This window comes from Methylophilus aquaticus (assembly GCF_030769565.1).
Taxonomy (GTDB): domain Bacteria; phylum Pseudomonadota; class Gammaproteobacteria; order Burkholderiales; family Methylophilaceae; genus Methylophilus; species Methylophilus aquaticus.
In genome coordinates, this window is the sequence record NZ_JAVCAP010000013.1 from 22,889 (window position 1) to 37,085 (window position 14,197).

General features: G+C 53.0%; 13 protein-coding genes and 1 pseudogene. 1 reads left to right on the top strand and 13 read right to left on the bottom strand.

The annotated features are described in order from the left end of the window. Position 1: 1 nt before the first annotated feature. The 13 genes from murB to mraZ all read right to left on the bottom strand — a co-directional run bounded on the left by murB (position 2) and on the right by mraZ (position 13,481). Complete coding sequence (murB, locus tag Q9291_RS06205; RefSeq protein ID WP_306389163.1) at positions 2 to 880, bottom strand: UDP-N-acetylmuramate dehydrogenase; 879 nt, start codon at positions 878 to 880, stop codon at positions 2 to 4. Further along, positions 877 to 2,271 (bottom strand): UDP-N-acetylmuramate--L-alanine ligase, encoded by a 1,395-nt coding sequence (gene murC, locus Q9291_RS06210; RefSeq protein ID WP_306389164.1) that lies wholly within the window; start codon positions 2,269 to 2,271, stop codon positions 877 to 879. Before murC ends, murB begins: the two co-directional genes overlap by 4 nt. Beyond that, positions 2,268 to 3,353 (bottom strand): undecaprenyldiphospho-muramoylpentapeptide beta-N-acetylglucosaminyltransferase, encoded by a 1,086-nt coding sequence (gene murG, locus Q9291_RS06215; RefSeq protein ID WP_306389165.1) that lies wholly within the window; start codon positions 3,351 to 3,353, stop codon positions 2,268 to 2,270. Before murG ends, murC begins: the two co-directional genes overlap by 4 nt. Beyond that, positions 3,350 to 4,516: a putative lipid II flippase FtsW gene (ftsW, locus tag Q9291_RS06220; protein ID WP_306389166.1), complete on the bottom strand. Its 1,167-nt coding sequence runs from the start codon at positions 4,514 to 4,516 to the stop codon at positions 3,350 to 3,352. Before ftsW ends, murG begins: the two co-directional genes overlap by 4 nt. Next, positions 4,501 to 5,871: a UDP-N-acetylmuramoyl-L-alanine--D-glutamate ligase gene (gene murD / locus Q9291_RS06225; protein WP_306389167.1), complete on the bottom strand. Its 1,371-nt coding sequence runs from the start codon at positions 5,869 to 5,871 to the stop codon at positions 4,501 to 4,503. Before murD ends, ftsW begins: the two co-directional genes overlap by 16 nt. 18 nt (positions 5,872 to 5,889) lie before the next feature. Continuing rightward, a complete protein-coding gene (locus Q9291_RS06230; protein WP_306389168.1) occupies positions 5,890 to 6,012 on the bottom strand; it encodes a hypothetical protein in 123 nt (40 codons plus the stop codon). A gap of 43 nt (positions 6,013 to 6,055) precedes the next feature. Continuing rightward, positions 6,056 to 7,159 carry a phospho-N-acetylmuramoyl-pentapeptide-transferase gene (gene mraY, locus Q9291_RS06235; protein ID WP_306389169.1) on the bottom strand — a complete coding sequence of 368 codons (1,104 nt, stop codon included), beginning with the start codon at positions 7,157 to 7,159 and terminating at the stop codon, positions 6,056 to 6,058. Positions 7,160 to 7,237: 78 nt separating this feature from the next. Then, positions 7,238 to 8,590, bottom strand: coding sequence for a UDP-N-acetylmuramoyl-tripeptide--D-alanyl-D-alanine ligase (locus Q9291_RS06240; RefSeq protein ID WP_306389170.1), 1,353 nt, complete (start codon positions 8,588 to 8,590; stop codon positions 7,238 to 7,240). Continuing rightward, positions 8,587 to 10,014, bottom strand: coding sequence for a UDP-N-acetylmuramoyl-L-alanyl-D-glutamate--2,6-diaminopimelate ligase (locus Q9291_RS06245; RefSeq protein ID WP_306389171.1), 1,428 nt, complete (start codon positions 10,012 to 10,014; stop codon positions 8,587 to 8,589). Before Q9291_RS06245 ends, Q9291_RS06240 begins: the two co-directional genes overlap by 4 nt. Beyond that, positions 10,011 to 11,738, bottom strand: a complete 1,728-nt coding sequence (locus Q9291_RS06250; RefSeq protein WP_306389172.1) for a peptidoglycan D,D-transpeptidase FtsI family protein — start codon at positions 11,736 to 11,738, stop codon at positions 10,011 to 10,013. The genes Q9291_RS06245 and Q9291_RS06250 overlap by 4 nt, the downstream gene beginning before the upstream one ends. Before the next feature lie 10 nt (positions 11,739 to 11,748). Continuing rightward, the gene (gene ftsL / locus Q9291_RS06255) at positions 11,749 to 12,027 is read right to left on the bottom strand and encodes a cell division protein FtsL (protein ID WP_306389173.1); all 279 of its coding nucleotides are present in this window, start codon (positions 12,025 to 12,027) and stop codon (positions 11,749 to 11,751) included. Positions 12,028 to 12,048: 21 nt separating this feature from the next. After that, positions 12,049 to 13,038, bottom strand: a complete 990-nt coding sequence (gene rsmH, locus Q9291_RS06260; protein ID WP_306389174.1) for a 16S rRNA (cytosine(1402)-N(4))-methyltransferase RsmH — start codon at positions 13,036 to 13,038, stop codon at positions 12,049 to 12,051. Then, a complete protein-coding gene (gene mraZ, locus Q9291_RS06265) occupies positions 13,035 to 13,481 on the bottom strand; it encodes a division/cell wall cluster transcriptional repressor MraZ (RefSeq protein ID WP_306389175.1) in 447 nt (148 codons plus the stop codon). The genes rsmH and mraZ overlap by 4 nt, the downstream gene beginning before the upstream one ends. Positions 13,482 to 13,914: 433 nt before the next feature. Here mraZ and Q9291_RS06270 point away from each other — a divergent pair. Then, a pseudogene (locus tag Q9291_RS06270) lies at positions 13,915 to 14,151 on the top strand (glutaredoxin family protein); the annotation flags it as partial. Between the last annotated feature and the right edge of the window lie 46 nt (positions 14,152 to 14,197).

Consider the following 14,197-nt stretch of genomic DNA (forward strand, 5'->3'; position numbering starts at 1 on the left):
ACTATCTCTCACCAATGACTTTGACTTCTTGTACCAGCGTCACACCTTGCTGCTGCTTGACAGTGGTTTTAATATGTTCGATCAGGGCCTCAATTTCTGCCGCGGAGGCATGCCCGGTATTCACAATAAAGTTGGCATGCTTTTCTGATACCTGCGCGCCCCCTATGCTGTACCCTTTGAGACCGCTCACTTCTATCAGCCTTGCAGCAAAATCGCCCTCCGGATTACGGAAGGTTGATCCTGCGCTGGGCATATTCAGTGGCTGGCTGGCCAAACGTTTGGAAAGCAGCGTTTTAATATTTTCGGCAGCCTGCTTGCCGTCGCCTGACGGCACCTGAAACCAACCACCCAGAAACCACTCATCTTCCACCGGATGGGTCACATGACGATATGCAGGCTCGTACTCTATCTTGTTACGTATCTGTATCGTGCCGGTGCGATGGATGGTTTTCACCTGATCGACCCACTGCCAGGTTTCGCCGCCATAACATCCTGCATTCATGGCCAGTGCACCGCCTACCGTACCGGGAATACCGGCCATAAATTCGGCCCCCTCACGGTCATGGCTGGCAGAAAAACGGGCCAGTTTGGCGCAGGTCACACCAGCCTCGGCATAAATACGTTCACCTTGCATTTCCAGTTGCTGCAAGGCCTGATGCATCACGACGACCGTGCCACGCACGCCACCATCTCGCACCAGCAAATTGCTGCCCAGACCGATAAAAGTAATCGGCTCATCCGCTGGCAGCTGTTGCAGGCACTGCTGCAAACTTTCTACACTGTCAGCCAGCACCAGGCGATCCGCCTGACCGCCTACACGCCAGCTGGTATAGCGTGCCAGCGGCTCGTTCAGCAACACCTGTTTTGACTGCTTTTTCATGGCGCGGCCTGCTCCCGTGTTTTAGCCGCCACATGTCCAATGCTGCCTGCGCCCATCACCACCACCACATCATTCGGCTGCACACTCTCGAGAATGGCCTGCGGCAACGCATCTGTGGTTTCCACAAACCGTGGCTCGACTTTGCCATTGACGCGAATGGCACGAATCAGGCTGCGCGTATCGGCAGCAACGAGCGGCGCTTCACCTGCTGCATAGACTTCGGTGAGCAGCAGGGCATCGACTGTTGAGAGCACGTTGACAAAGTCTTCAAAGCAATCGCGGGTCCGCGTGTAACGATGCGGCTGGAAAGCCAGCACCAGACGACGCCCGGGAAATGCGCCGCGCGCCGCTGCAATCACCGCCTGCATTTCTACCGGGTGGTGTCCGTAATCATCAATCAGCGTAAAATGCCCGCCCTGGGTTGCGACTTCGCCATAGCGTTCAAAGCGACGCCCTACGCCGCGGAACTCTGCCAGCGCTTTGAGAATGGCGGCATCCGGCACGTTGAGTTCGGTGGCAATCGCAATCGCCGCCAGTGCATTCAGCACATAGTGATGGCCTGGCAGATTCAAGGTCACTGCATTACGCAAGGTCACCCCATTTTTACGCACCAGGGTGAAATGCATTTTGCCGCCATCAGCCACAATATTTTCTGCACGGATGCTGGCGTCCGCATGGGTGCCATAGGTGGTGACCGGACGCGTCACGCGCGGCAGAATTTCACGCACATTGGCATCGTCGATACACATGACCGCCATGCCCCAAAACGGAATCTGCTGCAAAAACTCGACAAACGCTGTTTTTAACTTGTCGAAACTGTGCTCGTAGGTATCCATGTGGTCCTGATCGATATTGGTCACGACGGCCAGTACCGGGGTCAGGTGCAGAAACGATGCATCTGACTCATCAGCTTCCACCACAATCCATTCGCCAGTGCCCAAGCGCGCATTCGCACTGGCGGCTTCCAGCTTGCCCCCAATCACAAAGGTTGGATCCATGTCAGCTTCTGCCAGGATGCTGGCAATCAGGCTGGTCGTGGTGGTTTTGCCATGGGTGCCCGCGATGGCAATCCCCTGTTTAAAACGCATCAGCTCAGCCAGCATCACTGCACGCGGAATCACCGGCACCTTGCGCGCACGTGCTTCGATAATTTCAGGGTTAGCTTCGTTAATCGCACTGGACACCACCACAACATCGGCAGCCCGCAGATGTTCGCTGGCATGGCCCTGATAGACCGTTGCACCAAAACCCTGCAAACGCTGGGTGGTCGCATTGCTGGCCAGGTCAGAACCGCTGACCTCAAAACCGAGATTCAGCAGCACTTCGGCGATGCCACTCATGCCTGAGCCGCCAATGCCGATAAAGTGAATATTCTTGACCTTATGTTTCATGCTGTACTTTCTTTGATTGCCAACTGCCGGCAGATATCTGCCACTTGCTGTGTGGCTTGCGGACGGGCCAGCGTGCGGGCTTTATTCGCCATGTCATGACAGGTGGCGCGGGTCAGCGACTGCAGCATCTGCGCAAACGCCTTCACCTCAAGGTCACGTTGCTGTACCAGCACTGCTGCGCCCGCCTGCTGTAAATACGCCGCATTGGTTGTCTGGTGGTCATCCACAGCAAACGGGAACGGCACCAGAATGCTGGCCGCGCCAACATTCGCCAGTTCGGCCACCGTCAGTGCGCCTGCGCGACAAATCACCAGATCCGCCCAGGTATAGACCTCTGCCATATCGTGAATAAAGGCGCGACAATCGGCGGCCACGCCGGCATCGGCATAGGCTGTTTTCAACACTTCATATTGCTTTTCACCCGCCTGGTGAATAATTTGCGGACGCGCACTCAGTGGCAGTTGGGCAAAAGCTTTGGGTAACAGGGTATTCAAGGCGACCGCGCCCAGACTGCCGCCCACCACCAGCACGCGCAATACGCCATGATGTTCAGCAAAGCGCTGATCCGGTGTGGGCAATAAGGTAATCTCTTCACGCACAGGATTACCCACCATTTCGCCCTGTGCACCTAACGCATTCGGGAAGCCGGTCAAGACACGATTGGCTATGTTGGCCAGTACTTTATTGGTCAAGCCGGCAATCGAATTCTGCTCGTGAATCACCAGCGGTACACCCGCAAACTTGGCCATCACCCCGCCTGGGAACGCTGCAAATCCGCCCATACCGAGCACGACATCAGGCTGATGTTGCTTGATTGCATGGCGCGCCTGGGTAAAGGCACGCAGCAGTTTCAATGGCAAAGTCAGCCAGCCTAGCAGGCCTTTGCCACGCACACCCTGCATGGTCATCATGGCTTTCTCATAGGGCTTGTTGGCAATCAGGCGGTTTTCCATGCCCCCTTCAGTCGCTAGCCACACAATACGCCAGCCTTGTGCATGCAGCGCATCGGCCACTGCCATGGCTGGATAGACATGCCCGCCAGTGCCACCGGCCATCACCATTAATGTGCTTGGCCGACTCATGAGTTCAAGCCTTTCTGCAAGCGCCTGTTTTCAAAGTCAATCCGCAGCAACACCGACAACGCAATACAATTGGCAAGGATGCCGCTGCCACCGTAAGACAGCAATGGCAATGTCAGGCCTTTTGTCGGCAACAGGCCCATGTTCACGCCCATATTGATAAAGCCCTGCACGCCCATCCATACCCCGATGCCTTGCGCCAGCAGAGCGCCATAATAGCGCTCGTTGGCCACAGCTTCTTTGGCGATGCTGAATGCGCGGATCACCAGCCAGGCAAACAGCAGCACAACCACCAGCACACCGACAAACCCTAGCTCTTCAGCCACCACCGCCAGTAAAAAGTCAGTATGGGCCTCTGGCAAATACAGTAATTTTTCTACGCTGCCGCCCAGGCCCACCCCCCAGAACTCACCCCGACCGAAGGCAATCAATGCGTGTGACAGTTGGTAACCGGTATCAAATGGATCATCAAACGGATTCAGGAAGCCTTTCATGCGCTCAAGGCGATAGGGCTCCATCACCACCAGGCCAACCACTGCCAATGGAAGAGCGGCCAGCATGCCCAGGAATATTTTGATGTGCACGCCACCCAGCCACATAATGGAAAAAGCGATAGAAGCTGTCACGGCAAAGGCGCCAAAGTCTGGTTCACGCAACAGCAACACGCCGACAAACACCATCACGCCTAGCATCGGTAAAAAACCCTTGGTAAAACTATGCATATTCGTGGCTTTTCGCACCGCATAATCTGAAGCGTACATGGCAATAAACAGCTTCATGAGCTCTGAGGGTTGCAGGTTCATCACCAGCAGTGAAATCCAGCGACGACTGCCGTTTACCACCTTGCCGATACCAGGGATCAGCACCAGAATCAGCAAGACAATGCCGCCAATAAACAAGTAAGGAGACATTTTTTGCCACCAGGCCATCGGCACCTGAAATACGATGGTCGCAGCCACCAGGCCAACGACGATATACAGGGCCTGACGCATCAGGAAATAGGTGCTGTTATGTCCAAACATCTTGCTGGCATCTGCATAGGCAATCGATGCCGAATACACCATGACCATGCCGAAAGCGAGCAGACTCAATACCACCCAGATCAGCGAGATGTCGTAACTCGGCGAGTTGTAACGCTCACGCGTCATCATTAGAGGACCAAGCATGCGGCCTCCAATGCCTTGACGGCTTCCACAAATACCTGTGCGCGATGCTCATAATTTCTGAACATGTCAAAACTGGCACAAGCCGGAGACAACAACACAGCATCACCCGGTTCGGCAAGGGTTTTAGCGACGCTCACGGCGGCAGTCAGATCCACCGCATCGACAACCGGCAATTGGCAATCTTGCAAAATGTGCTGAATTTTCGGGCCATCACGACCAATCAGCACCACGGCTCTCGCATTTTGCAAAATCGCGGTACGCAGCGGTGCAAAATCCTGTCCTTTGCCGTCACCGCCTGCAATCAGCACCACTTTTTGTGGTTTTCCCTGTTTAAGCATCCCTTGTATGGCAGCGCAGGTTGCCCCGACATTGGTGCCTTTGGAGTCATCATAGAAATCAATGCCATCGATACAGGCCACCCATTCCACGCGGTGTGGCAAGCCCTTGAAGGACTGCACAGTATGCAAGATGGACACCTTGTCCACACCGATGGCCTGACACAAAGCGATGGCAGCCAGGGTGTTGGCAATATTGTGCTTGCCGCGGATATGTAAAGTGTCGCCGTCTATATATTGCCTGCGTCCTGCGCATAACCAGCCAGCCTCATCCAAACCATAATCATTGATGGTCGGTGCTGGATTTGCGCCAAATGATATCTGCGGCAGTTGCGCGGCCAAGGCTGCACTGTCAGGATCATCACGATTTACCACAGCGATTCTTGTCTGTTTGTAAATACGGGCCTTGGCACGGGCATAATCCTGCATGTTCCGATAACGATCCAGATGGTCTTCAGACAAATTCAGGACAGTTGCAGCATCCGACTGCAGGCTGTGTGTGGTTTCCAGTTGAAAACTGGACAATTCAAGCACATACACATCCGGTGCAGTCATTTGCAGTGTATCTAACACCGGCAGCCCGATATTGCCTGCTACGATAGTGTTCAAGCCCGCCTGCTTGCAGATTTCCCCCACCAGGCTAGTCACTGTGGTTTTGCCATTAGAGCCAGTAATTGCGATCAATTTGGCATACGGGGCACGATATTGCGCAAACAACTCAACATCGCCTACAACACTCACACCACGTGCAATAGCCTGTTGCACAGCTGGCTCCTGCAATGGCACACCGGGACTAATGACGATCATATCCACCGCACAAAGCAATTCGGCATCAAAAGGCCCTGTATGACATTCCATATCAACGTCATATTCGTGTAGTTTATCCATGCCCGCCGGATGTAACCTGGAATCGAACATCACAACTTCTGCACCCTGGCTCCGCAACCAGCGCATGGCAGAAAAGCCGGTGTCACCCAACCCCAGTACTGCAATACGTTGTTGTTCAAAGTGCTTTTTCATATTGTTGCCTGTGTGCCTTTACTTGTTTCTTATCTCAACTGCAGGGTGGATAATCCCACCAGTACCAGCATCATGGTGATGATCCAGAATCGCTTGTTTGCGTTTGGTGTCGGCATAACATGCGCGAAGACCCATGCGCATGTGTCCCTCCCCCAACGCAACCATGATGCGATTCATACGCCGCTTACCTCAACTTCAGGGTAGATAATCCCACCAGTACCAGCATCATGGTGATGATCCAGAATCGCACCACCACCTGCGTTTCTTTCCAGCCTTTTTGTTCGTAGTGATGGTGCAAAGGCGCCATCAGGAAAATGCGTTTGCCGGTGCCGGTCATTTTTTTGGTGTATTTGAAATACAACACCTGTGCGGCCACAGAGAAAGTCTCGATCACAAACACGCCGCCCATGATGAACAACGCGATTTCCTGACGCACAATCACGGCCACGACACCCAATGCAGCCCCTAATGCCAGCGCGCCCACATCGCCCATAAACACTTCCGCCGGATAAGCGTTAAACCACAAAAAGCCGAGGCCAGCACCGGCCATGGCGGCACAAAACACCATCAGTTCACTGGCACCCGCGACGTAAGGAATGCCAAGATACTTGGAAAACACAGCATGACCAGCCACATAGGAAAATACTGCCAGCGCACTGCCGACCATCACGGTAGGCAGAATCGCCAAACCATCCAGGCCATCGGTCAGGTTGACAGCATTACTGCTGCCTACCACCACCAGATAGGTCAGTACAATAAAACCGGCCGCGCCCAGCGGAAAAGCAAGGTGTTTGAAAAACGGCACAATCAGCGTTGTTTCAACCGGGGTTGTGGAAGTCGCGTACAAGAAGCCGGCCACACCAAAACCAATTAGGCTCTGCCAGAAGTATTTCTCCTTGGCAGACAAGCCTTTTGGATTTTTGTAGACGACCTTGCGATAGTCATCGACCCAGCCGACGGCGCCAAAACCCAATGTTGTCATCAGCACGACCCAGATAAAGCGGTTATGCAGATTGCCCCACAGCAAGGTCGAAATGGCGATGGCTACCAGAATCAGGGCCCCGCCCATCGTCGGGGTGCCTGCTTTGACCAAATGTGTTTGCGGGCCATCATCACGCACTGCCTGGCCGACTTTGTACTCGGTCAGCTTACGTATCATAGCGGGCCCCACCATAAAGGAAATCGTCAGCGCGGTGAGCGTTGCCAGCACAGCACGTAAAGTGATGTAATCAAATACATGAAATCCACGTATATCCATCGCCAACCATTGAGCAAGTTCAAGTAACATTTTGCTTTTCCTATTTTCCCAAGTTGCTTGTGCGTTTATCTTTTCAAAGTCGCTTGCGCGACAAACTTCAACAGCCGCTTATGCGGCTACCAATCGATTGACCACACGTTCCATTTGCATAAAGCGTGAACCCTTAACCAGCACGACTGCATTGACTGGTAGCGTTGTTTGCAATGCCGCCACCAACGCATCCAGCTCTTCAAAGTGTTGAGCACCTGCACCGAATGCCTGCACTGCACTGCGGGTAAGTTTTCCAAAACCATACAAGTGCCGGACGCCTTGTGCGCGAGCGTACTCACCTACCATGGCGTGCATGGCCTCAGCCTCTGGCCCCAGCTCGCCCATGTCTCCCATCACAAACCAGACAGACGATGGGTAACCATGTAACACATCCAGCGCAGCTTTCATGGAGTCAGGATTAGCGTTGTAAGTGTCATCAATCAGCGTTGCCCCATTGCTGGCAGTTTTAACTTGCAATCGGCCTTTAACCCCAGAAAACTGTGTCAGCCCCAGTGCGACTTCTTGCAAGCTGGCACCCGCTGCCAAACTACTCGCAGCTGCGGCGAGTGCATTCATACCATTGTGCACACCTGGAACCAATAACCTTACATTGACGGTCTGCCCCTGATAATGAATCGCTAACACTACCTGCCCGGCAAGTTCTGTCACTTCACCTCTGACATCTGCACCATGTTCGACACCGAAGGTCAGCACGTGCCGTTCGCCATTTAAGGAACGCCAATACTCAACAAACGGACTATCAGCATTAATCACCGCCACGCCGCTGGCTGGCAATCCGGCAAAGATTTCGCCTTTAGCCTTGGCAATATTTTCACGTGAACCCAGTTCGCCTATATGCGCAGTACCGGCGTTGTTAATCACTGCCACATCTGGGACGGCCAAGCGGGTCAGATAGTCAATTTCGCCCAAGTGGTTCATGCCCATTTCAATCACTGCACAACGGTGCTCTGGTTGCAAACGCAGCAAGGTCAGCGGCATGCCAATGTCATTATTAAAATTTCCAGCCGTCGCGAGCACGTGCTCCATGCCGCCGACGTGCACTTGCATGATGGCAGCAATCATTTCTTTGGTTGTGGTTTTACCATTGCTGCCAGTCACAGCAATCATCGGTGTCGCCATTTTTTGCCGCCAGTAGGCTGCCAGCTGCCCCATTGCCAAGCGTGTATCTGCCACTTGTACGCTAGCAAGGTCCGTGACAACCGGGCGGGACACCAAGGCGGCAACAGCCCCTTGGGCAGCCACTTGCGACAAGAAATCATGCCCATCAAATTTTTCGCCTGGTAATGCCACGAACAATTGTCCTGGCTGCACACGGCGGCTATCGGTATCCACCGAAGTCACCACCACCTCTGCATTGCCTTGCAACTTACCATGCAATACCAGTGCGATTTCATGCAGCTGCATCCTCATGATTGACTGGCTTTCTTCAGCGCACTCAGTACCCACTCTGCGTCACTGAATGGGTAACGCACGCCTTGTACTTCCTGATAGTCCTCGTGGCCTTTCCCTGCAACCAGTACTACGTCACCTTTATCCGCCTGCGTAATCGCCAGCGCAATCGCTTTGGCTCTATCCGTTTCAACCACGTAGCCACCAACGATGCCTTCAGTGACAGTGGCAATAATGACGTAGGGATTTTCATTGCGCGGATTATCATTCGTGACCACCACCGTATCGGCCAGCTGACTGGCAATCCGACCCATTTCCGGACGCTTGCCTGCATCGCGGTCGCCGCCACAGCCAAAGACACAAGTCAGTTTGCCATGCGTTTGTGTTCGCAAAGTGTGCAATGCTTTTTCCAGGGCATCCGGGGTGTGCGCATAATCGACCACCACTAGCGGCAAATCGCCACCGCCAAACATTTGCATACGCCCGGCTACAGGTACCATGCCTGAAACCGCTTGCAGAGCCGCAGGCAATGCCACCTCGTCGGCCAGCAAGCATGCCAGTACCGCCAGTGCGTTATAGACATTAAACAGGCCTAATGCATGCACCTGCATTTTCCCCTCGCCTTGCCATGTTTTCACCGTGACCTCAAACCCGGTTGCATGCATATCAATAGCGCTTGCAAACACATCACCTTGCTGCATTCCATACGCAATCACACGCTGATTTTTTTCACGCAGCTGCGCAATCAGCGCAGCGCCAAATGTGTCGTCCGCATTAATCACCGAGGCTTTCAGCGTTTCCCAGGCAAACAATTGCGCTTTGGCCGACTGGTACGCTTCCATTGTCAGATGGTAATCAAGATGATCACGCGTGACATTGGTCAGCACCGCGATATCAAATGCCACACCATTGACGCGGCCTTGGTCCAGGCCATGCGAAGAAACCTCCATGGCAGCCACCTTCACATCCCCTGCCACAAACTGCGCCAGCAGTTTATGCAGATCCACCGGACCAGGGGTCGTGTTATTGGTCGCCTGCAAATCATCCAGTGTGCCGTTACCCAACGTGCCAATCACTGCCGATTTGCACTGTAAAAAGCGATAAGCCTGTGCCAGCCAATGGGCCACCGTGGTTTTACCATTGGTGCCAGTCACGCCAATGCACCATAGTTGCTCTGACGGATTTTTGTAGAACTGGCCGGCAATATGCCCTACCTGATGCTGCAAATTGGGAATTGCAATCTGATTAACCGTCCACTCAGGGTTCCAGTCAAAATCCACACTGTCCCAAATGACCGTGTTGGCGCCTCTGGCAATCGCATCTGCGATATACATGCGGCCATCGCTATGCTGGCCTGGATAGGCCAGGAACAAGCCATGCTTTTCCACCTGGCGGCTGTCAGTCGTAATGCCATGCACCGGCGCCGGAATCACATATTTGCTCACATAGCCTCCTTCACTTCCGGCATTTCTGCCGGATTGACTGTTGGCATGGCATTGCCGTCTTGCGGGATCACCAGCATGCGCAATACATCGTTCATCACCGCGCTGAATACCGGTGCAGCAATAGTGCCACCGTAATATTCACCGTTATTGGGTTCATCAATCATCACCGCCATAATCAGACGCGGATTGGAAGCTGGTACCATGCCGACAAACGAGCCGACATATTTATCATGCTCGTAGCCTTGCGGGCCGAGCTTGTGCGCTGTACCGGTTTTACCTGCAACCCGGTAACCGGTGACTTGTGCTTTCAAGGCGGTGCCGCCTGGCTGTACTACCAGTTCCAGCATACCTTTAACCGCATTCGCCACTTTGGCCGAAAACACCTGGCGCCCAACCGGCGGTTCAGAGAGCTTGTTCAGGGTGACAGGCAGCAATTCGCCCTCGTTGGCAAACACGGTGTAAGCGCGCGCCAGTTGTAGCAAGGTCACGCTGATACCATGACCATAGGACATGGTGGCCTGCTCAATGGGCCGCCAGGTTTTGTAATTCCGCACCTTGCCAGCCGCCTCACCTGGAAAGCCAATTTTGGTTTGTGCACCAAAGCCCAATTGCAAATAGGTGTTCCATAACTGCTCACGGTCCAGATCGAGGGCCATCTTGGCCGAACCCACATTGGAAGACTTTTGAATGACCTGCGACACAGTCAACACCTGATTCGGATGCGCATCATGAATCGTCGCCGTGCCTATGCGCAAATAGCCTGGCGCAGTCTGGATTTTGGTTTCAGGGGTATAGTTGCCGAACTCCATGGCCGCCGCCGCCGTGACCGGCTTCATGGTTGACCCTGGCTCAAAAATATTCACAATTGCCGAATTTCGGGTTTTACCAGCGATATTGACCGGATTATTCGGGTTATAGGTGGGAATATTCACCATTGCAAGCACTTCGCCGGTTTTAGCATCCAGCACCACTGCAGCAGCAGCCTTGGCCTGGTGCTTATCCACCGCCTTGAGCAACTCACGGTGCACAATGTACTGTACGGTGCGGTCTATGCTCAACACCAGATCTTGTCCATCGTGCGGCAATTTCACTGCAACCAGATCTTCCACCACATGGCCTTTGCGATCGCGCACAAAATCACGCTTGCCGGTGGTACCGGAAAGCACACCATTGCGAAACAGTTCGATACCCTCGACCCCCGTGTCATCCACACCGGTAAAGCCCACCACATGGGCGGCCACATCCGCCGCCGGGTAAAAGCGTTTGTATTCTTTTTGACTGAATACGCCGGGAATCTTCATTGCCATCACCTGCTTTGCCACATCGGGCGCCACTCTCCGCTTGATAAATACAAATTCTTTTTTCTTTTGCTGCAGTTTTTGCTGCAACTCTTTGGGCCGCATTTCCAGCAATGTAGCCACCTGCTTTAACTGGGGCACCGACATACGCACATCTGTCGGGTTCATCCACAGTGACTCCACCGGCAAGCTGATCGCCAATGGCTTAAAGTTACGGTCATAAATCTTGCCGCGATGTGGCATCAGCACCACTTTGCGCCGGGAAAAGGCCTCACCTTTTTTAATCAAATATTCTTTATGCAAGGTCTGCAGGTAAAACCCGCGCCCCAACAGCAACATAAAGCTCAGCAACAGCAACACCAGCAGTGTTCTGCGACGCCAGGCCGGTAACTTGACCAGCTTATGTTGACTTTCCTTGAGCAGCATAAAGTCCTACTCAGGGCGCGCCCGGCGTATCCACGTAAATCACCTGCGTTTGCTGCATGGTCGGACTATGCATATGCAACCGTACTGTCGCAAACTCTTCCAGCCTCGAATGCATTGCCCAGGTGCTTTGCTCAATCTGCAACTGGTCATACTCGGTCATGTACTGCTTGGTCAGTTGTGACTGCTGATCCAGCTCAAAATACAATTTTCGCGCCTTGTACTGCGCAGTCACCACACCGAGTGCCAAGGCCACTGTCAGTGCAAACAAAATCAGATTCAGTCGTATCATGGCCTGGCTACCCCTACGCTACTACTGCACAGCCGTTCGTGCAGCCACGCGCAACACTGCGCTGCGCGAGCGTACGTTCGCAGCCACTTCGGCAGCACTTGGCTTGACCGCCTTGCCAACTGCCATCAACCGTGGTTGCGGCAATTCACTGGCGCGGATCGGCAATCCGGCAGGCAAGTTATCCCGGTCCTGCTCGGAGTGAATAAAGCGTTTCACTATGCGATCTTCCAGCGAATGAAAACTGATGATGGCAAGACGCCCGTCCTGCCGCAACAGACGCAAGCAGTCAGGCAGCACTAGCGACAATTCCTCAAGCTCTTGATTGACGAAAATCCGTAAAGCCTGAAATGTGCGCGTTGCAGGGTTCTGGCCCGGCTCAATCTTTGGGATGGCGCCTGCCACGATCTTGGCAAGTTGCCCTGTAGTGGTGATGGCATGCCCATCTTCGCGCTCTTTAACAATCGCCCTTGCAACCTGCTTAGCAAACCGTTCTTCACCATAATCTTTGATCACCTCAACCAATTGTTTTTCTGAAATCACCGCCAGCCACTCGGCAGCCGTCTTGCCCCGGCTCTGATCCATACGCATATCCAGCGGACCATCAAACCTGAAACTAAACCCGCGGTCGCCCTGATCAATTTGCGGGGATGAAATCCCCAAGTCCAGCAGCACACCATCCACCGCATGCACGCCAATGTCTGCCAACACCTCTGCCATTTCAGAAAAATGGGCGTGCACCATAGTAAAACGCGCATCCGCAATAGTTTGCGCATGCGCGACTGCCGTCAGATCGCGGTCCAGCGCAATCAAACGACCCTGAGTACCCAGTTTAGAAAGAATGAGACGGCTGTGCCCGCCACGTCCAAATGTGCCATCCACATAGACGCCATCTTCGCGCACATTCAGCGCGCCTACAGCCTCATGCAATAACACCGTGACATGACTGGCAGCGGCTGGCGAAACAGACACTTCCGTCAAAGACGCGGGCGCTGACTTCGCGCCCGCCATCATAATGAGAATCCCTCGAGCTCTTGTGGAATCTGCAACTGATCTGCAGCCATCAAACTTTCCAGCTGCTGATCCCAGCTTGCCATATCCCACAATTCAAAATGACTGCCTTGCCCAACCATCATGACTTCCTTATCGAGCCGGGCAAATTTTCGCAACACTGCATTTACCAGTAAACGACCGGCAGAATCCAGGTGCATGACGTCGGCCTGGCCCACAATCATGCGCTGAATACCACTGGTTTGCGGATTAAAACTGGACAAACTGGTGAGCTTGGTTTCAATGGGCTCCCAAGCGGCTTTAGGATACAGAATAAGGCAACGGTGCGGATGCGCGGTTAATACCACCTCACCCTGACCACCTGCAGTGAGCACGTCTCTATGCTTGGCCGGCACACTGAGCCGTCCTTTCGCATCCAAACTGAGCTGTACCGCACCGCGAAACATTCTATATTTTCCTGATCCTGATCTGTTTTCAGCCAAATAGGGATAAATTTCCCACAATTCAACACAATTTCACCCTTTTGCACACTATAGATAAAACAAAAGCGCTTTGCAAGCACTTTTCATGAAGTTTTTCTTTAAAGACAAAGACTTACGTTAAAATAACAATCCAATTCAAATCAAGCCATTGGAGCAAAAAACAAACAAAGTTGTTTAATAAAAAACCGTATCCCATTGAAAACATTGGATAATTAAAAAATTGTATTTTTTACCCCCTTTTTCTGCACAAAAAATGCGTTTTAAGGATCAAAATTGCTGAGCGGCAAGACTTCAGCAAAAGCAGAAAGGCATTGCGCACATACATGACTTTTTCAGGAAACGACCCATGGGCCCCAGATTGAAGTTTTTAGTGATAGGCATCGCCGCCCTATGCACCATGGAATGGCGTACACTGCTCTTTCACCTTTCGCCAGCACCCAATTACAGTCAGGGGAAAGTTGTGCTGTATGCCACCTCATGGTGTCCATATTGCGAAAAAACCAGAGCACTACTTACACAGCAGCAGATCCCCTACAAGGAGTTTGACATTGAGCAATCAGAAGAAGGCAAAGCACAGTACCTGCGGCTCGCAGGCAAGGGCGTGCCCGTATTGTTGATAGACCGGGAAGTGATCAGGGGATTTAACGAAAGAAAAATAATTCAAGCGCTGACAATCTGGC